Raw genomic sequence first — 16,549 nt, forward strand, 5'->3', positions numbered from 1 at the left:
CCGTTGTCCGGTCCGTTGCCGCGGATGGATGCCGGGTCCACCGGCGGCTTGCCTCGACGCGACCAGGGAACGGGCGGACTGCCCCGACGGGAGTCGGGCACGAACGGCATCCCGGCGCGCGATACGGGCGCGGCCGGCCTGCCGCAGCGGGATGCGGGCAGTGCTTCGCAGCCCCGCGAGCCGAGTGGCGGAATTCCTCGCCGCGAGCCGGCCCCGGGAGGCCTGCCGCAGCGCGGTCCCGGTGGCGGTCTGCCACAGCGTGGCGGAAGCGGTCTGCCGCAGCGTCCACAGTCGGCCGCCGCGGAGGCATCCACACCCTCCCAGGAGCTTCCGCCTTGGGACGTGCCGCAGGCAGGACCGAGTGGTCTGCCGCAGCGCGCGCCGGGTGCCACCCGAATGCCGGCACGTACCGAGAACGCGCCGGGGGTCGCTCTGCCGCGGCGGAGCGCCGAACCGGCGGCCGGTGATCGGGCCGGAACCGAGAGCGATGCCGGCGCGGCACGCGAACGGGGTCGGCACAGCCACCGGTCCAATCCGGCGAAAACGGCCTCGTTCTTCCAGACCCGGCTACAGCCGGCCGAGGAAAACGACGGTGTGATGGGCGGGACACCCATCTTCGCCGAAATGATGTCGGCCTGGCTGGCCGATCCGAACGCGGATCGGTCCCAGATGGCTGCCTCCTTCGAAGCTCCTGGTGACGAAGGATGGCAGGCGGCCCGACGAGCCAGCGAGGAGAAGCCGGAGACCAGGACGGCTGCCGGTCTGCCGCAGCGTAATCCGGGTGGTCGGCTGATTCCCGGCGGCGTCAGCGGTGCCGCCGAGCGCACGCCGACTCGAAATCCCGAACTCATCCGGTCAAGCTTGAGTCGTCACCAGCAAGGCGTTCGGGATGGCCGTGCAATGAGAGCAATGAACCTAACCGGAGACAAAGGAGACCGATGAGCCCCGATCTAGGTGGTACGAACCGTCAGCTGGATTGGCTGGTTTCAAACTTCGCCAATGAGGTTCCGGGTGTAGCCCATGCCGTGTTGGTGTCGGCCGACGGCCTGCTGATGGCTGCCAGCGCGCAGCTTCCGGTGGACCGGGCCGAGCAGCTATCGGCGGTTACGGCCGGATTGGCCAGTCTCTCCGTCGGCGTGTCGAACCTTTTCGAAGGTGGGACCGTGTTGCAGTCCGTGGTCGAGATGGAACACGGTTATCTGCTGCTGATGGCTGTCGGTGACGGGTCATATCTCGCTGTGCTGACCAATACGTCCTGCGATATCGGGCAGGTCGGCTACGAGATGGCGTTGTTGGTCGAGCGCGTAGGCCAGACCGTTCAGGCCACTCCACGCGTCACGATGGGTTCCTGATGGTGGGATGGACATAGAAGATCACCGTATGGGCAGCGCCGAGCCCAGTCTCGTTCGGCCTTACTCGCTGACCGCGGGCCGCACCAGACCCAAAGTCGAACTGGCGCTGGAAGCGCTCGTCGCATCGCATCCGACGGCCTTCGAGCGCCAGTTCGAGTTGTCCAATATCGAGACATCCATAGTCGAGTTGTGCAGGGAGTCGCCGTCGGTCGCCGAGCTGGCGGCTCGACTGGAGTTACCGATCGGGGTGGCGCGGGTACTCGTAGCGGACCTCATCGAAGCCGGGCATGTCCGCGTTTCGGCGACATTGAAAGACGATTCCAGCGACGATGAACGTCGCGAGCTGATCGAAAGGGTTCTCAGTGGACTCCGGCGTATATGATTCGACGGCGAATGTCGATACGCGCACGAGTAAGCCGACTTCGGCAAAAATCGTGGTAGCAGGGGGTTTTGGTGTAGGTAAGACCACGTTGGTGGGGGCGGTGTCGGAAATTGTTCCGCTGCGCACCGAGGCTCTGGTGACCAATGCCAGCGCCGGTATCGACAGCCTTGCCGGTATCGAGAGCAAGTCCACCACCACAGTGGCCATGGACTTCGGTCGGATCAGCCTTGCCGAGGACCTGGTGCTGTATCTGTTCGGTACCCCGGGTCAGTACCGCTTCTGGTTCATGTGGGACGACCTCATCCGCGGTGCCATCGGTGCCGTGGTGCTGATCGACACCCGCAGGCTGGAGGACAGCTTCGCCGCGGTCGACTACTTCGAAGCGCGTAATCTGCCGTTCCTGGTGGCGCTCAACGAATTCGACGACGCTCCGCGCTATCCGATCGAGGACATCCGTCAAGCGTTGGCGGTGCCTGCCGATGTGCCGATCATGTCCATCGACGCGCGGCGGCGGGAGCCGGCCAAACAGGCGCTGGTCGCGCTCACCGAGTACGCGCTGCGCAAGGTTACCCAGGGCTACTGAGACGGAACCCGGCCCCGGTAACGGCGGGCCGGACACTGCGTCGATGGTGAGGGGGCGGTGTCGTTGAGCAGCGCACCACGGCGGATCTCCGCTCGGGAGCTACTGTCCATGCTTCTGGACCCGGATACGTTCGTGAGCTGGGACCGGCCGCCGCTACCGGTGGCCGGGACCGAGCGTTATCGAGCCGAGCGGGTGCAGGCGGCCGAGGCCGCGGGCGCCGACGAGGCGGTGCTCACCGGCGAGGGGCTGCTACGCGGTCGGCGGATCGCGGTCATCGCCTGCGAGTTCGGCTTCCTCGCGGGTTCGATCGGGGTCGCGGCGGCGGAGCGAATAGTCGAGGCGGTTGAACGCGCGACCGAGCGGGGACTGCCCCTGGTCGCCTCGCCGACCTCCGGTGGTACCCGAATGCAGGAGGGCACACTCGCTTTCGTGCAGATGGTGAAGATCGCCGGAGCCGTAGCCGAGCACAAGGCGGCCGGCCACCCCTATGTGGTGTATCTGCGCAATCCCACCATGGGCGGAGTATTCGCCTCCTGGGGATCGCTGGGGCACATAACCTTCGCCGAACCCGGCGCGCTCATCGGGTTTCTCGGTCCGCAGGTGTACCGGGCGCTCTACGACCGACCGTTTCCGGAAGGGGTGCAGACCGCGGAGAACCTGTACCGCAACGGCGTGATCGATGGTGTCGTCGGGGTGAAGATCTTCCGGCGTATCGCCCACCGTGCGCTGAGCGTGTTCAGCGGGGTAGCGGACACCACCGTGGCTCCCGGATGGGAACGGTTCGACGCGGAGACCGCCCGGACACCCGATGCCCCCGCTCCCACCGTGGACGAATCCGTCGAGGCCTGGGATTCGGTGGTGATCTCCCGGCGTCCGGATCGTCCGGGGCTGCGTGACCTTCTCCGCCACGTGACCTATCGGGTCCCGCTCAGCGGTACCGGACAAGGCGAATCCGATCGCACGGTGGTGTTGGCGCTGGCCCGGTTTCGCGGTCAACCCTGTGTGGTGTTCGGGCACGACCGTTCGGGGCAACACGGTGAACACACCATGGGTCCGGCGGCGCTGCGCGAGGCCCGACGCAGTATGCAACTCGCCCGCGAGCTGCGGTTACCACTGGTGCTGGTGATAGATACCGTGGGCGCCGCCCTGTCCAAAGAGGCCGAAGAGCGCGGCCTGGCCCCCGAAATAGCCCGTTGTATCGCGGATCTGGTGACGCTGGATACGCCGACCGTCTCGGTGCTGCTCGGGCAGGGAACCGGCGGCGGTGCCCTGGCCCTGCTTCCGGCCGACCGGGTGCTGGCCGCAGCCCACGGGTGGTTGGCGCCGTTACCACCGGAGGGGGCGAGCGCGATCGTGTATCGGGACACCGATCACGCGCCGGAACTCGCGCAGGCGCAACGTATTCGGGCGGTCGACCTGCTCGCCGACGGAATCGTGGACCGGATCGTCGATGAAAATCCCGATGCGGCAGCGGAACCGGTGGAGTTCACCCGCCGCATGATCGCCGCGATCGCCCGGGAACTGGCCGACCTGCGCGGCCGGCCGGCCGCCGAACTCCGCGCGGCACGCTCGGCCAAATGGCGCCGCCTTCCGGTGGTGTTGTCGGAGCCATCCTGACCCGAGTCGCCCATCTCTGCGCGACTCCGTATCGGGCAGGGACGCTCCGACGAGCCCCACCGGTCGCTGACGTGGGCCTCACCGGCGTGAGACAGGGCCCTCGGCCTCGGCCTTCTTTCCGGCCCGCCCGCGCCGGCGCCGATCGGCCACGGCTCGAGCGGGTTGCGGCCGATGGCGCCGTGTGGTTGCTTTGCTCGCGGCTCTTGTGGCCGTGAAGCCCTCCGTCACCGTGATTCGGTGGCAAGTCGAGACAGGGGTTCGGTCTCGGAAGCGACCGGCACCGACACCTCGGGTGCGCTCATGTTCGGTCCCGCCATGAGGAGGGATGAACGGTGGCGGTGATCAGCTTTCCGGTTCCGGGTCGGGTTTGTTCCAGGCGAGGATCATGGCCGGTGCGCAGCCGCCGGCCAACAGGGTCGCCAGGAGCATCGTCCCGCCCGCGTAGGCGGTGTGGAAAGCGTCCGCCTCCGGCATGAGCGCGCCCGCCCATACCAGATAGAGCATCGGCGGTAAGCAGAGCGCCTGGGTGACGGTGAGGCCGATCGAGCGTGCGGTATCGCGCTGGGCGATCTCCAGTTCGTCGAGGGTTGCCGAAGGTGCGTGGTCCTGGCCTCGAGAGGCGATCCGCAATATGGTCCACGCGGGTAGGAAGACCAGCACGGCGGGCAGGGTGAGCAGCGCGGCCCACGCCAGGTCGAAGGCGCACAGCACACCGGCCACGAAAAGTCCCGCAACGGAGGCCGCCACCGCCACCACCAGGGTCCGTCGCCGGGCACGGGTACGCCAACCGGGCAGCATCCCGGACATCCGTTGTTCATGGGCCGGCCAGCGGCGTACCCGGTAGTCCTGGTAGCGGTCGAGCAGTGTGCCGCCGGTCTTGGTTGCCGTCGTCATATCGTTCCTTTCCCGCGGGAGTAGATCTCGGCCGAGAGCGGGGTGAATTGGGTACGGGAGAACACCGCCTCCACCGGCAGCCCGAACACCTCGCAGATACGCAGGGCCAGGTCCAGGCTGGGATAGTGGTCGCCGCGTTCGAGAGCGCCGATCGTCTGCGGATTGACGTTCACCGCCTCGGCCAGGGCCGCCCGGGACATTCGGTGCTCCGCCCGCAGTACCGCGATTCGGTTGTAAATCGGGAGGGTTTTCCCGCGTCGCACTGGGCTCACCTAATGGATCGTTGTAAAAACACAACAGTCTGTCAATCTCTGTCGGACACGTCACACCCTGTCGTTGACCTGCTGCGAAACCGCTTCTACCTTCGGAACGATGACCTTCAGAAGCGAGACCGGCGCAGTCCCCCCGATAGTGCTGAACGACGGGAACCTGATCCCGCAGCTCGGGTTCGGGGTCTTCCAGGTTCCGCCCGACGATGTCTTCGACGTGGTCACGGCCGCGCTGCGAACGGGGTACCGCAGTATCGACACCGCGGCCGCCTACAACAACGAGGAAGGGACCGGTCGCGCCATCCGAGAGTCGGGGATTCCGCGTGACGAGATATACGTCACGACCAAACTGTGGAATGCCGATCAGGGCTACGACTCCACCCTGCGCGCTTTCGATGCCAGTATGCGGCGGCTGGGGCTGGACTATCTGGACCTCTACCTCATCCACTGGCCGGTGCCCACCGCCGATCGCTACCCGGACAGCTTCCGGGCCTTCCGGGCGCTGCGCGAAGAGGGAAGGGTGCTCTCGATCGGCGTCTCGAATTTCCGCATCCCCGACCTGGAACGGTTGATCGGCGAGGTCGGTGAGGCTCCGGCGGTCAACCAGATCGAGTTGCATCCGCGGCTTATCCAGCGGGAACTGCGGGAGTACCACACCGAACACGCCATCGCGACCGAGGCATGGAGCCCGCTCGGTCAGGGCACTCTCCTGAACGACCCGGTCGTCACCAAGATCGCCGCCGATCGGGGGCGCACCCCGGCACAGGTACTCATCCGCTGGCATCTGCAACTCGGCAATGTGGTGATCCCCAAATCGGTGACACCCTCTCGGATCGCCGAGAACTTCGACGTTTTCGGTTTCGAACTGGCGCCGGAACAGATGCAGGCGATCCTCGCGCTCGACAAGGGGGAGCGCATCGGACCGGACCCGGCGACGTTCGCGTTCGGACTGGAGGACTGAGCGGCTCCGTGTGAGCGGTGGGCCTGCCCCTGCGTGGTCACGCTCCGCTGCCGCCTTCGGCGCTGACGGCCCACCGCTGTGGCAGAGTGAACGGTGACCATCGAAAACGTTCAGCTGGGGAGAGGGCACATGCTCGGTGTCAGCCGGGACGGCGACGTCGTCACGATCGAACTACAGCGCGAACAGCGGCGTAACGCTTTGAACCAGGAACTGGTCGAGCAGTTGCGTGAGGCGGTGATCGAGGCCGCCGAATACGCCCGGGCGATCGTGCTCACGGGCCGAGGTCCGGTGTTCAGTGCGGGCGCCGACCTGGACGGCGTGTACTCCACCGAGTTCCTCGAGGCACTGCTGGAGATGCTGCACACGGTCGAATCGACGCCGGTGCCGGTGATCGCCGCCGTCCACGGCGGAGCCATCGGTGCGGGCGTGCAACTGGCCATGGCGGCGGACCTGCGGGTTCTGAGCCCCGATTCGTATATCGCGATCCCCGCCGCCAAGCTCGGTGTCTCGGTGGATCTGTGGACCACTCGCCGGCTGGTATCGCTGATCGGCGGCGGTCCGGCGCGCACCATCCTGCTCGGCGCGGAACCCGTGGCCGCCGCCGACGCCTACACCTTCGGTTTCGCCAACAAACTGGGCACGGTGGCCGATGCCCAGGGATGGGCTAAGTCGATCGGCCGGCTCGCCCCGCTGTCGCTGCGCCATCTGAAGTTGATGCTCAACGACGACGGAACCCGGCAGCCGGAGAACGCCCAGCAGCGGGCCGCGCTGGAGGCCGCTTGGGCCAGCACGGACGCCCAAGAGGGTCGGCTGGCTCGCCAGGAGAAGCGGGCAGCGAAGTTCGTGGGCCGATGACCCGGCCGCGTACCGCGCTCGCCACCGCGGCCGGCGTCCTCGGACTAGGCTGGGTGGTGCGGGCGCTATGGGGTCTGCCGTCCTCGCTCGGCGCGCCCATCTCGGCCATTGCGCCGACCGCGGCGGGCGCCACCGGCTATCGCAACAGACAGTTTCACAACACCGAACCCGAGACGCCGATCGCGCCGAGTTCCATGCTGTCGCTGCTGTTCTCGGCGGCCACCCGCACCCGGGTCGGCCGGCCGGTGCGACCGGTGCCGCTGGTGAAACCGCAGCAACCCGCCGTGGCGGGTGATCTCGCGGTCACCTGGTACGGCCATGCCAGCGCGCTGGTCGAGGTGGACGGTTATCGGGTGCTCACCGACCCGGTGTGGAGCAAGCGGGTATCGCCGTCACAGTTGGTGGGACCGGCGAGGATGCATCCGGTGCCGATCCCGTTGACCGGGCTGCCGCGGCTGGACGCGGTGATCATCTCGCACGATCACTACGACCATCTGGACTCGGACACCATTCGGGCCTTGGTGCGGTCACAGCGGGCGCCTTTCGTGGTTCCGGTCGGGATCGGTGCCCATCTACGGGAATGGGAGGTGCCGGAGGATCGGATCGTCGAACTGGACTGGGGCGGCTCGACAACCATCGCGGCGCCCACCGCCGATCAGAGCGATCTGGTGATCACCTGCGCCGAGGCCCGGCATTTCTCCGGGCGCGGTCTGGCCCGCAATGCCACACTGTGGGCGTCGTGGGCGCTGCGGGGCCCGACTCGGCGGGTGTATTTCGGTGGCGACACCGGCTACACCAAGGCATTCGCCGCCGCGGCGGCGGAGTGGGGCCCTTTCGATCTGACCCTGCTGCCGATCGGCGCCTACGACGAGCATTGGCCCGATATCCATATGAACCCCGAGGAAGCGGTACGTGCCCACGCCGAGCTGTGTGGGGGCGATGCCGGTCACGGGCTGCTGGTGCCGATCCACTGGGCGACCTTCAACCTGGCCTTCCACGGGTGGTCCGAACCGGTGCGGAGGCTGGTCGCGGCGGCCGGAGAGGCCGGTACTCCGATCGCGGTTCCGAAGCCGGGAATGCGGGTAACCCCGATAGATCTCCCACCGGCGCGGCCCTGGTGGGAAGATGTGGGATAGCACTTTCGCAGCCGGTGGCCCGGCCGTGCGTCGACGCCGGAGGAGGTAGTGCGGCGTGACCGTGTCGCGGCACGGCGTCCCATCGACACTGCGATCGTTTACTCCGATACGGAAGGATCTGTGCGATGAGTCTGATGGACACTCTGAAGGGCCTCGTGGGCAAGGGCCAGGAGATGGCGGCCAAGAACTCGGGCAAGATCAACCAAGCGGTTGACAAGGCGGGCACCTTCATCGATCAGAAGACCGGTGGCAAGTACACGGACAAGATCGAGAAGGGCAAGGAGGCCGCACGCAAGGTGGTTCCCCCGGAACAGCCGGGACAGTCCGGCCCGGGCCCGGCGCAGGGGCCACAGGCCTGAATCGGACCGGCCGGGCGCCGGCACCCGTCTGGTCGGGTGAGTCGTGACGATCCGCCGAAGTTCGTGCGGTCGCCGGGATGTGGCTGTCGGTATGGTGATCCCGGTTACCGCTCGAGCGAGGAGTTTTCGACATGGATTTCAAGGGCTTGGCCGATAAGGCGCTCGGCATGGTGCGCAAGAACGCCGACAAGGTGGACCCGCTTATCGATAAAGCGGGCGACATCGTGGACCAGAAGACCGGTGGAAAGTACGCCGCCCAGGTGGACGCGGCGCAGAACGCGGCCAAGAAGGCGGTGCGTGACCGGACGCAGCAGTGAGCGGTCGGCGCCGGCCCGTTGTGTGTCCGGGTTCGTCTCTGTCCGGGCACGAAAAGGCGGCGGTGCCCCGGTTTCCGGGATACCGCCGCCTTCGGCTATCGGGTGATCAGTTGGCGTCCGTGCTCGCCCACTTGGTGGTGCCAGGGGGAGCGTTGAGGGTGTTGATCAGTTCGATTCCGGCGACGACCAGGGTCGGCCCGCCGGCGACGATCGTGCCGATGATGCTACCGATCGACGCCCCCAGGACCACGCCCGGAAGTGCCCCGACTCCGCCGGCGGCCGCTCCGACCAGCAGGCCGATCACACCGCCCAGCGCGAGTCCGATGAAGCCACCGACCGCCGTCGCCAGGCCGAACTGCGAGAGGAAGTCGTTCTGCGCCCGCTGGTTCTCCAGGGGGGAGGCGACCGGGGCCGCCGGTGCCGGGTGAGCCTTGGTGTGATCGCGGACCGCGGTCAGTTCCAGTACTCGTCCGGAGTCCCGAACGGTATGGGGGATCGGGAATTCCAGTCCGTTCTCGCGGAAGGTCAGCGGCAAGCTGACGAGGGTGTGCCCGGCCGAGTCGTTGATGTGCACGGTATCCCCGGCCACCTGGAAGGTGCCGTCGGTGAGCGTGGTGACGATACGGTCGCCGACCAGTGCCGCCTCGTACCGCACGTCGGGTGCCGGCGCCGGCTGCGCGTGCGAGATACCGGCGGTCGCCATGAGTGCGGCGGCCACGGCCAGCGCCGGCCCGGCGAGCTTGCGGAGAATCATTGTGGTGCTCTCCCATTCGTAGAGTTGCTGCGGGTGTGTCGTACAACAGCGGAAAGCTCCACGCCGATCCGGATGAAGGGCGATTGTGACCTATCTCATGGTTTGAGGGTCTGATATACGCCAAATCCCCTGATTTGAGGGCTTTTTCGGAAACGAATTTCGAGAAAAGGGAACTCCGGTCCTTGAAAAGGACGCTTCCTCTGCGTTTTCCCGGGTTGTCGCTGGTCGGCGACGTGTAAAGCTCGTTCGCCGAACATGATTTCAGAGGGCGAACTCCACCGCCACCGCCCCGAGGCAGACCAGGAGCACCACGCCCAGCGCCACCGCGTCGCGCCGGCCGGGCGAGGTGGGTTTTGCGGTCAGCTGGCCGGTGCCGCCGCGCGCGGTGATGGCCTCGCCCAACTCGCCTGCGCGACGGGTGGATACCGCCATGGCGGCGGTCAGGATATCGATCAGCGGATCGGTGGTGCGGTGCAGCAGATCGGGTTTAGGGCGCAGCCGTCGCGCCGCCCGCAGGATACGGATCTCCTCCAGCAGTAGCGGAAGCCCGCGCAGGGTCAGCGCGACGACCACCGCCAGTTCGTCCACCGGAACCCGCAGTCTGCGCAAGGGGGCGCCGAGAGTGGCCAGCGCCGGCGCGATCTCGCCCATCGGTGTGGTCCAGGCGATGAGCATGGATGCCGTCAACAGGACCAGGGTGAAGACCACCACCTGCAGATAACGCAGTATTGCCCCGCCGCTCACCACCACATTGACCACCCCGCCGAGCACGATGAGCGCCCAGAACACCCACGGAAGCCGGGGCAGGGCGCCCAGCGGGAGCCGGGCCAGGGCGCCGATCAGGATCAGAAAGCCCACCGTGATACCGAGGACCGGCCAGGTCGGCAGCAGCATGAGCAGCACACTGATCAGGAATGCGCCGATCATCTTGGTGCCGGCCCACAGGCGGTGCACCGGGCTGTCCACCGGCACCTGGCGCAGCAGAACCGCGCTCATTGTCGACCTCCGTGTTCTCCGGCGCCTGGGACGCCGTTGTCGAGGCGCCAGGCCGTGCCCGGCCGGGAGAATCGCGGCGGGTCCGGCGGGCGGACGGGTATAGGTTCCGTATCGGGCTCGGGCTCCGGTAGTGGTAAGGGGCGGGCGTCGGGAATGACGCCGGCCTTCAGGTAGACGGTGCGGTCGCAGATGGCGGCCACATCCTCGATATCGTGCGAGATGACGATCAAGGTCAGGCCCGAATCCCGGAGTCGGGCGAGCAACTCGACGATATCCGCCCGGCCCCCGGGATCCAGGCCCGCCAGGGGTTCGTCGAGTACCACGACATGCGGTCGACTGGCGACAATGGCGGCGAGCACCACGCGTTTGGCCTGGCCGCCGCTGAGCTCCTCGATGGAGCGCACGGCTATCTCCCGGTCCAGTCCGACCGCGTCCAGGGCTTGGCCGACCGCGCCGGAGCCGGTGCTCTGGCCGCCCCAGTCGGCGATCTCCTCGCCGACGGTGTGCCGCTGCAGTTGCAGGCGCGAATGCTGGAAGGCCAGTTCGACGCGGCCGATCTGTGCGGTGACCGGTTTGCCGGCCAGTTCGCAGCGGCCGGTGGTGGGGTGGACGAGCCCGGCCATGATCCAGGCCAGGGTCGATTTGCCGGAGCCGTTGCCGCCGACGATCAGCAGTGCCTCTCCGCGGCGCACCGACAGGTCGACACCGTGCAGGGCGGGGGCCTCCCACGGGGTGCCGCGGTTGTAGGTGTGGCGGATGTTGCGCAGTTCCAGAATTGGCTCGCCCATCGCCTGTCGGCGGGTATCGCGGACGGGCTTCGGCCAGGCGGGTAGGCGTTCCACCATCCGGCCGCCCTCCAGGTGCACCACGCGGTCGGCGGCTTCGGCATCGGCCTCGTGATGGGTGACCAGGACGACGGCCATCGGATAGCGGCGCGGTAGTCCGGCGAGCAGCGCCACCAGTTCCCGGCGCCCGTCCGGGTCGATCATCGATGTCGCTTCGTCCGCGATGAGCAGCGCGGGACGTCGGGCCAGGGCGGCGGCGACGGCCAGCCGCTGCTGTTGGCCGCCGGAGAGGGTGGCGGTTTCCCGGCCGCCCATACCCGCCAGGCCGACCTCCCCGAGCAGGCCGTCGATATCGACGTCGGCGGCGATGTCGGCGGGCAGACCCCAGACGACATCGTCGGCGACCAGGACGCCGAGGGTCTGGCTTTCCGGCCGCTGCAGCACCAGCGCGGTCCCGCCCAGATGGCCGAGCCCGGCCGAGCCGGGGCGTTCGGCCGTGCCCGTGGTCGGGGGCAGGCCGGCCAGCAGGCGGGTGAGGGTGGATTTGCCGGAACCGTTGTGGCCGACTACGGCCACGAATTCGCCGAGCGTGACGGACAGGTCGATATCGGCCAGCGCGTCGGTGTCCGTGCCGGGGTAACGGTAGCCGGCGCCGTGCAGGGTGACCGGGAGCGGCGCGATGGGGCGCGGATCGAGCGGGGCGTCGAGGCGGTCGCTACCCGGTAGCCACGCGAGACGGTCGAGCACCGAGCCGAGGACGAACCAGGAGCACAGGGTGGTGAGCACCGTGCCGAAGGCCACCGAACCGCCGATGTAGAGCCACCACCAGCCCAGAACGGTATCGGTGAGGTTCGTGATGCCGTGGCCGAGCGATTCCAGTCGCAGGTGGTTATCGGCGATCTCGGCCACACCGGCGGCGGTGTTGCGCAGCGCGTCGAACATGAGGGTGCGGGTGGCGGAGAAGAGCAGCAGGAATCCCACCGAGAACGCCGCCCACGCCGCGGCGGCCGGCAGGGACAGTCCGAAGACCGCGGCGATACCGCGGCCGCGGCGCTTCACTCCGCCGACGATGCCACCGATCGTCGCCGTAGCCACCATGGCGGTCGCCGGCAGCAGTCCGGCCGCCACGAAGGTGACCAGGGCCGCGGCGATGGCGGCGGTGAGTACCACGCGGAATCGGTAGCGGTGGGCGAGTAGCCCCATCGGTACCGCCGCGACCAGTTGCAGCGCCGCCGCGAACGGTACGACCGCGCCGACGGTGACCAGTCCGACGGTGACCCCGCCCAGTACCGCGCCGGTGGCCAGTTCGATGGGGCGCAGCGGCCCGTGTTCGGCCGGACCGCCGCGCGCCGGCGCGCCGGCACCGTGCACCGTGGCGCCGCCGGGACCGGTGGATTCGGACAGATCACTCACGGGCTCAAGTCTGCCGGCTTAATCCGATACGGGTTGCATTCATGCGCATCTGCGCATATGTTAGGCGGGTGGCACACGATCATTCACACGGGGTGAGTCCGGAGAGCGCATCCGGGAAACACCTGGCTCGGCTCGCTGCGGCGCTGGTCATCGGCGCCGGGTTCATGGTGGTGGAATTCGTCGTCGCGGTCGCGACCGGATCGCTGGCGGTGCTCTCGGACGCCGCCCATATGCTCACCGATGTGGTCGGCGTGGGGATGGCGCTGTCGGCGATCCTGCTGGCCCGCAAAAGCCGACCCACCTACACCCGGACCTTCGGCTACTACCGTGCCGAGGTGATCGCCGCGCTGGCCAATGCCGTCCTGCTGTTCGGGGTGGCCGGCTATGTACTCGTCGAGGCGGTGGTCAGATTCGGGGATCCGCCTGCGGTGCCGGGGGTGCCGGTGCTGGTGGTCGGCGTGGTCGGGTTGGTGGCGAATCTCGTCTCGATGCTCCTGCTGCGCGACGGGGCGCGGGAGAGTCTGAACGTGCGCGGCGCGTATCTCGAGGTGCTCGCCGACGCGGTCGGCTCGTTCGGTGTGCTGCTGTCGGCGGTACTCACCCTGACCGCCGGCCTGCACTACGCGGATATCGTCATCGGTGTCGCCATCGGGCTGTGGGTGTTGCCCCGGACCTATCTGCTGGCCAAGCGCTCGCTGCGCATTCTCTTCCAGCACAGCCCGGAGGAATTGGATGTCGAACAGGTGGCCGCCGAACTGGGCGCCATCGAAGGCGTGACCGATGTGCACGATCTGCACGTGTGGACACTGACCTCCGGTATGGAGGTGGCCTCCGCGCATATCACCGCCGAGTCCGCGAGTGAGGACATACTGCGCGCCGCTCAGCACATCCTGGCCGAACGTTTCCACATCCACCACGCCACTTTACAGGTGGAGACCCCCGACGCCGCGCGTCGTTGCGCGGAACTGTCCTGGTGAGATCCCGGCCGCCGGATCGACATATTCGGCCATAATGACGGGGTGGTGGTGGAGAATCCGGTAATCCGGGACTGGGATTTCCCGCGCGGAATCGCCAGTGTTGCCCTCATGGTCGGATATGGCGTCGAGCACGGCGCCACCACTGCCGATCTGCTCGCCGGTACCGAACTGACCGAGGAACTGCTCCGCAATCCGGACGTGCAGATCGATGCGCACACCGAACTCGCGGTGATCCGGAACCTGGTCCGGGCACTGCCCGACCGGCCCGCCATGGGTGTCGAGGTGGGGCGCCGCTACCGGATCACCACCTTCGGGATCTTCGGGTTCGCCTGTGTGAGCAGCCCCACCCTTGCCGAGGCCATCGACTTCGCGCTGCGCTACCTGGATCTGAGCTTCACCTTCTGCCTGCCGGTGGCCCAGCTGCGGGACGGGGAATTCGTCGGCCGGATCCACGACGAATCGGTACCCGTCGATGTACGGCAGTTTCTGGTCGAACGCGATGTGATGGCCATGCACCAGGTGATGAGCGATCTGCTCGGTCGACACCTCGCCCTGACCCGGGCCGAATTCCGATTCCCGGAACCGCCCTACGCGGACCGGATCGCCGAGGTCACGGTGGTACGGCCGCGCTTCGGACAGCCGCGTAACCTGGTCGCGCTCGATCCGGCCATCCTGGGCCGGCCGTTGCCGCAGGCCAATGAGCACACCCTCGCCATCTGTCTGGCCCAATGCCGGGACCTGGTGCATCGGCGGCACGCGCGCACCGGTATCGCGGCCGAGGTACGCGCCCGGCTGGTACCGCGCGGTGGCGCCGCTCCACCGCCGATCGACGTGGTCGCGGCCGATCTCAATATGAGCACCCGCACGCTGCGCCGCCATCTCGAGGCCGTGGGCCCCGGTTATCGGGCGCTACTGGACGAGGTGCGCCAGGCGCTGGCCGAGGAAATGCTCACCACCACCCCGCTGTCGGTGAGCGATGTCGCGATCCGGCTCGGCTACGCGGAGGCTTCGACCTTCATCTACGCGTTCAAGCGGTGGACCGGCCGAACGCCCGCCGCCTACCGTCGGGCATGCACCGGGCGATATCAGTAGTCGGGATGGCCCGGGCGAGACCGAGACGGTTGCCCGCATCGGTTCGTCGGCGGTCGCGTGGACGGAAGGGTCGTATCCGATCGGCCCGGCTGCCTGGTCATGGGCGACCTGTCCTGCCCGTTGGTTGCGTGGAACGGCCGCTGCACGCCAGGAGCAGGACGAGCTGTTCGCTGGTGGGAAGTGTCGGGCATTGCGAGTCCTGAGGGCACCGATTAAATTGCAGAAAAATTCGGTAAATCAGCCCGTCGCGTGGCGGGCCGGCGGGTTCTCGCCGACTGATGGGATGCGCATGTCGGTTATGGGTAGCGATGGCGAGCACGCCTTACAGGAACGTTTCGGCTCGGATGAGCGAGCGCAGCGATTCTACGACCAACAGGTATTGGACCGGCTCAATTCGCGGATGATCGATTTCGTGCGCCGGATGGAAATGGCGTTCATCGCCACCGCGGACCGGCGCGGAAATTGCGATTCGAGCTTCAGAGCGGGACAGCCGGGCTTCCTGCAGGTGATCGACGACCGCACCCTCGCCTATCCCGAGTACCGCGGCAACGGAGTAATGGCCAGTCTGGGCAACATAGTGGAAAATCCCCACATCGGTATCCTTCTGATCGATTTCGTTCGGGACCTGATCGGATTGCACATCAACGGCTCTGCCCGCATCGTCGAGGACGTGACGCTGCGGGAGCGGGTGCCCGCTCTACCGAGCGCGCACCACGCGGCACGGGGCGAACCCGTGTGGGTGGTTGTCGAAGTCGACGAGGCATATATCCACTGCCGTAAACATATTCCCCACCTGGTACCCGCGCCCTACTCCACGCGAGACTGGGGCACCGACAACGTGCGAGCCAAGGGGGGCGACTATTTCGCCGCCAAGGCGACGAAACACCTGCGGCCGCAGCCGTGAACAGTGGAAAGAGCACGACCAGGTGGTCGCACCCCGCAGGGTGAAGCTAGTAGTGCGGTGTGTTGATCCAACCGCCCATCGGGACACTGCGGAAATGTGTGGTCATGCGGTGGTCGGTATCGATGACGTGCAGGGCTATCGCCGGGTCCGGTGCGTAGTCCATCACCCGGTCGGGCAGTCCCAATTCCCATGCCCCGCCCAACACCGACGCGGTACTGGGTCCGACCAGCAGCGGGCGACCGGCGAAAACGCTGCTCACCGCCGAATGGGCGTGACCGGCGAGCACTCCGACGATCCGCTCCTCGTCGGCGATGATCTCGGCCAGGCGTTCCGGTTCGGCCAGCGCGATCTCGTCGATGATCGGACTGTGCAGTCGCACCGGCGGATGGTGCAGCGCCAGCAGTATCGGCTTCCCGGTGGGCGCCTCGCCGAGGACCTTGCACAGCCAGCGGAGGGTCTCGTCGGACAGGCGGCCGCCCGACTGTCCGGGAACAGTGGAATCCAACAGCACCATGGTCAGCTCGCCCACCCGGTGCACCTGGTGGATCGGATCGGCCGAGGAGCGGACGCCGAGCAGAAGCTCGCGGAAGGCGGTGCGTTCGTCGTGGTTGCCGGGGATGAGGAAGACCGGGATATCCGCCTGGAGCGCTATGCGTGCCTCGGCGTACTGGTCCGGCTGCCCGGACTCGGTGATATCACCGGTCACCACGATGGCGTCGGGTCTGTGCCGCAGTTCCGCCAGATACGCCATGACCCGCTCCGCGCGTTCGTAGTTGCGGGCGCCGAGATCGAAATGCGTGTCGCTGACCTGAGCCACCAGAAGCATGGTCCGTTCGCTTTCTCTGGACATGACCAAGGCTGCCGCACCGTGTCCATCGGCCGTGCCGCGCGGTGGGGGGTATT

General features: G+C 67.4%; 19 protein-coding genes. 12 read left to right on the plus strand and 7 right to left on the minus strand.

All coding sequences use genetic code 11. The annotated features are described in order from the left end of the window. The coding region (locus tag ON20_RS37755) for a hypothetical protein (protein WP_218002418.1) at positions 1 to 525 on the minus strand (525 nt) is incomplete at its 3' end. Between the two features lie 413 nt (positions 526 to 938). Between ON20_RS37755 and ON20_RS02935 the strand changes: the two genes are divergently transcribed. From ON20_RS02935 to ON20_RS02950, 4 genes are all read left to right on the plus strand, one after another. Then, positions 939 to 1,352 (plus strand): roadblock/LC7 domain-containing protein, encoded by a 414-nt coding sequence (locus ON20_RS02935; protein WP_040788536.1) that lies wholly within the window; start codon positions 939 to 941, stop codon positions 1,350 to 1,352. Positions 1,353 to 1,359: 7 nt separating this feature from the next. Next, the gene (locus tag ON20_RS02940) at positions 1,360 to 1,734 is read left to right on the plus strand and encodes a DUF742 domain-containing protein (RefSeq protein ID WP_040833327.1); all 375 of its coding nucleotides are present in this window, start codon (positions 1,360 to 1,362) and stop codon (positions 1,732 to 1,734) included. Then, positions 1,715 to 2,317, plus strand: coding sequence for a GTP-binding protein (locus tag ON20_RS02945; RefSeq protein WP_174361847.1), 603 nt, complete (start codon positions 1,715 to 1,717; stop codon positions 2,315 to 2,317). The genes ON20_RS02940 and ON20_RS02945 overlap by 20 nt, the downstream gene beginning before the upstream one ends. Before the next feature lie 108 nt (positions 2,318 to 2,425). Then, complete coding sequence (locus ON20_RS02950; RefSeq protein WP_051161517.1) at positions 2,426 to 3,934, plus strand: carboxyl transferase domain-containing protein; 1,509 nt, start codon at positions 2,426 to 2,428, stop codon at positions 3,932 to 3,934. Between the two features lie 342 nt (positions 3,935 to 4,276). Here the strand turns inward: ON20_RS02950 and ON20_RS02955 are convergent, their stop codons facing one another. After that, positions 4,277 to 4,828, minus strand: a complete 552-nt coding sequence (locus ON20_RS02955) for a hypothetical protein (RefSeq protein ID WP_040833331.1) — start codon at positions 4,826 to 4,828, stop codon at positions 4,277 to 4,279. Continuing rightward, positions 4,825 to 5,100 carry a helix-turn-helix transcriptional regulator gene (locus ON20_RS02960; protein ID WP_174361848.1) on the minus strand — a complete coding sequence of 92 codons (276 nt, stop codon included), beginning with the start codon at positions 5,098 to 5,100 and terminating at the stop codon, positions 4,825 to 4,827. The genes ON20_RS02955 and ON20_RS02960 overlap by 4 nt, the downstream gene beginning before the upstream one ends. A 100-nt stretch (positions 5,101 to 5,200) precedes the next feature. Here ON20_RS02960 and ON20_RS02965 point away from each other — a divergent pair, with 100 nt between their 5' ends. From ON20_RS02965 to ON20_RS02985, 5 genes are all read left to right on the plus strand, one after another. After that, positions 5,201 to 6,058: an aldo/keto reductase gene (locus tag ON20_RS02965; RefSeq protein ID WP_040833333.1), complete on the plus strand. Its 858-nt coding sequence runs from the start codon at positions 5,201 to 5,203 to the stop codon at positions 6,056 to 6,058. 129 nt (positions 6,059 to 6,187) lie between these two features. After that, positions 6,188 to 6,913, plus strand: coding sequence for an enoyl-CoA hydratase (locus ON20_RS02970; protein WP_040833334.1), 726 nt, complete (start codon positions 6,188 to 6,190; stop codon positions 6,911 to 6,913). Continuing rightward, on the plus strand, positions 6,910 to 8,049 hold the full coding sequence (locus ON20_RS02975; protein WP_040833335.1) for an MBL fold metallo-hydrolase: 1,140 nt from the start codon (positions 6,910 to 6,912) through the stop codon (positions 8,047 to 8,049). The genes ON20_RS02970 and ON20_RS02975 overlap by 4 nt, the downstream gene beginning before the upstream one ends. A gap of 125 nt (positions 8,050 to 8,174) precedes the next feature. Beyond that, positions 8,175 to 8,408, plus strand: coding sequence for an antitoxin (locus tag ON20_RS02980; protein WP_040833336.1), 234 nt, complete (start codon positions 8,175 to 8,177; stop codon positions 8,406 to 8,408). Positions 8,409 to 8,539: 131 nt separating this feature from the next. Next, positions 8,540 to 8,725, plus strand: coding sequence for an antitoxin (locus ON20_RS02985; protein WP_040833337.1), 186 nt, complete (start codon positions 8,540 to 8,542; stop codon positions 8,723 to 8,725). A gap of 106 nt (positions 8,726 to 8,831) precedes the next feature. Here ON20_RS02985 and ON20_RS02990 read toward each other — a convergent pair whose 3' ends face one another. From ON20_RS02990 to ON20_RS03000, 3 genes are all read right to left on the minus strand, one after another. Then, positions 8,832 to 9,479 (minus strand): DUF8020 domain-containing protein, encoded by a 648-nt coding sequence (locus ON20_RS02990; RefSeq protein ID WP_040833338.1) that lies wholly within the window; start codon positions 9,477 to 9,479, stop codon positions 8,832 to 8,834. A gap of 261 nt (positions 9,480 to 9,740) precedes the next feature. Then, entirely contained in the window at positions 9,741 to 10,475 is a 735-nt protein-coding gene (locus ON20_RS02995) for a CbiQ family ECF transporter T component (RefSeq protein ID WP_040833339.1), read from the minus strand. Further along, a complete protein-coding gene (locus tag ON20_RS03000) occupies positions 10,472 to 12,631 on the minus strand; it encodes an ABC transporter ATP-binding protein (RefSeq protein ID WP_218002421.1) in 2,160 nt (719 codons plus the stop codon). Before ON20_RS03000 ends, ON20_RS02995 begins: the two co-directional genes overlap by 4 nt. A gap of 110 nt (positions 12,632 to 12,741) precedes the next feature. Here ON20_RS03000 and ON20_RS03005 point away from each other — a divergent pair, with 110 nt between their 5' ends. The 3 genes from ON20_RS03005 (at position 12,742) to ON20_RS03015 (ending at position 15,646) form a co-directional block, all read left to right on the plus strand. After that, positions 12,742 to 13,650, plus strand: a complete 909-nt coding sequence (locus tag ON20_RS03005) for a cation diffusion facilitator family transporter (RefSeq protein ID WP_040833392.1) — start codon at positions 12,742 to 12,744, stop codon at positions 13,648 to 13,650. A gap of 42 nt (positions 13,651 to 13,692) precedes the next feature. Further along, positions 13,693 to 14,742 carry an AraC family transcriptional regulator gene (locus tag ON20_RS03010; RefSeq protein WP_040833340.1) on the plus strand — a complete coding sequence of 350 codons (1,050 nt, stop codon included), beginning with the start codon at positions 13,693 to 13,695 and terminating at the stop codon, positions 14,740 to 14,742. A 283-nt stretch (positions 14,743 to 15,025) separates the two neighbouring features. Continuing rightward, positions 15,026 to 15,646 carry a pyridoxamine 5'-phosphate oxidase family protein gene (locus tag ON20_RS03015; protein ID WP_040833341.1) on the plus strand — a complete coding sequence of 207 codons (621 nt, stop codon included), beginning with the start codon at positions 15,026 to 15,028 and terminating at the stop codon, positions 15,644 to 15,646. Positions 15,647 to 15,692: 46 nt separating this feature from the next. Here ON20_RS03015 and ON20_RS03020 read toward each other — a convergent pair whose 3' ends face one another. Further along, positions 15,693 to 16,472: a metallophosphoesterase gene (locus tag ON20_RS03020; protein WP_040833393.1), complete on the minus strand. Its 780-nt coding sequence runs from the start codon at positions 16,470 to 16,472 to the stop codon at positions 15,693 to 15,695. Positions 16,473 to 16,549: the final 77 nt, after the last annotated feature.

Origin of the sequence: Nocardia brevicatena NBRC 12119 (assembly GCF_000308495.1) — a bacterium.
Taxonomy (GTDB): Bacteria; Actinomycetota; Actinomycetes; order Mycobacteriales; family Mycobacteriaceae; genus Nocardia; species Nocardia brevicatena.

Bases quoted from the DNA above. Each gene is read 5' to 3' on its own strand.
- ON20_RS03020 (WP_040833393.1), bottom strand. From the start codon at position 16,472: ATGCTTCTGGTGGCTCAGGTCAGCGACACGCATTTCGATCTCGGCGCC.
- ON20_RS02965 (WP_040833333.1), top strand. From the start codon at position 5,201: ATGACCTTCAGAAGCGAGACCGGCGCAGTCCCCCCGATAGTGCTGAAC.
- ON20_RS02985 (WP_040833337.1), top strand. From the start codon at position 8,540: ATGGATTTCAAGGGCTTGGCCGATAAGGCGCTCGGCATGGTGCGCAAG.
- ON20_RS02990 (WP_040833338.1), bottom strand. From the start codon at position 9,479: ATGATTCTCCGCAAGCTCGCCGGGCCGGCGCTGGCCGTGGCCGCCGCA.
- ON20_RS02955 (WP_040833331.1), bottom strand. From the start codon at position 4,828: ATGACGACGGCAACCAAGACCGGCGGCACACTGCTCGACCGCTACCAG.
- ON20_RS02970 (WP_040833334.1), top strand. From the start codon at position 6,188: ATGCTCGGTGTCAGCCGGGACGGCGACGTCGTCACGATCGAACTACAG.
- ON20_RS02980 (WP_040833336.1), top strand. From the start codon at position 8,175: ATGAGTCTGATGGACACTCTGAAGGGCCTCGTGGGCAAGGGCCAGGAG.
- ON20_RS03015 (WP_040833341.1), top strand. From the start codon at position 15,026: ATGCGCATGTCGGTTATGGGTAGCGATGGCGAGCACGCCTTACAGGAA.
- ON20_RS02975 (WP_040833335.1), top strand. From the start codon at position 6,910: ATGACCCGGCCGCGTACCGCGCTCGCCACCGCGGCCGGCGTCCTCGGA.
- ON20_RS02950 (WP_051161517.1), top strand. From the start codon at position 2,426: ATGCTTCTGGACCCGGATACGTTCGTGAGCTGGGACCGGCCGCCGCTA.
- ON20_RS02935 (WP_040788536.1), top strand. From the start codon at position 939: ATGAGCCCCGATCTAGGTGGTACGAACCGTCAGCTGGATTGGCTGGTT.
- ON20_RS02940 (WP_040833327.1), top strand. From the start codon at position 1,360: ATGGACATAGAAGATCACCGTATGGGCAGCGCCGAGCCCAGTCTCGTT.
- ON20_RS02995 (WP_040833339.1), bottom strand. From the start codon at position 10,475: ATGAGCGCGGTTCTGCTGCGCCAGGTGCCGGTGGACAGCCCGGTGCAC.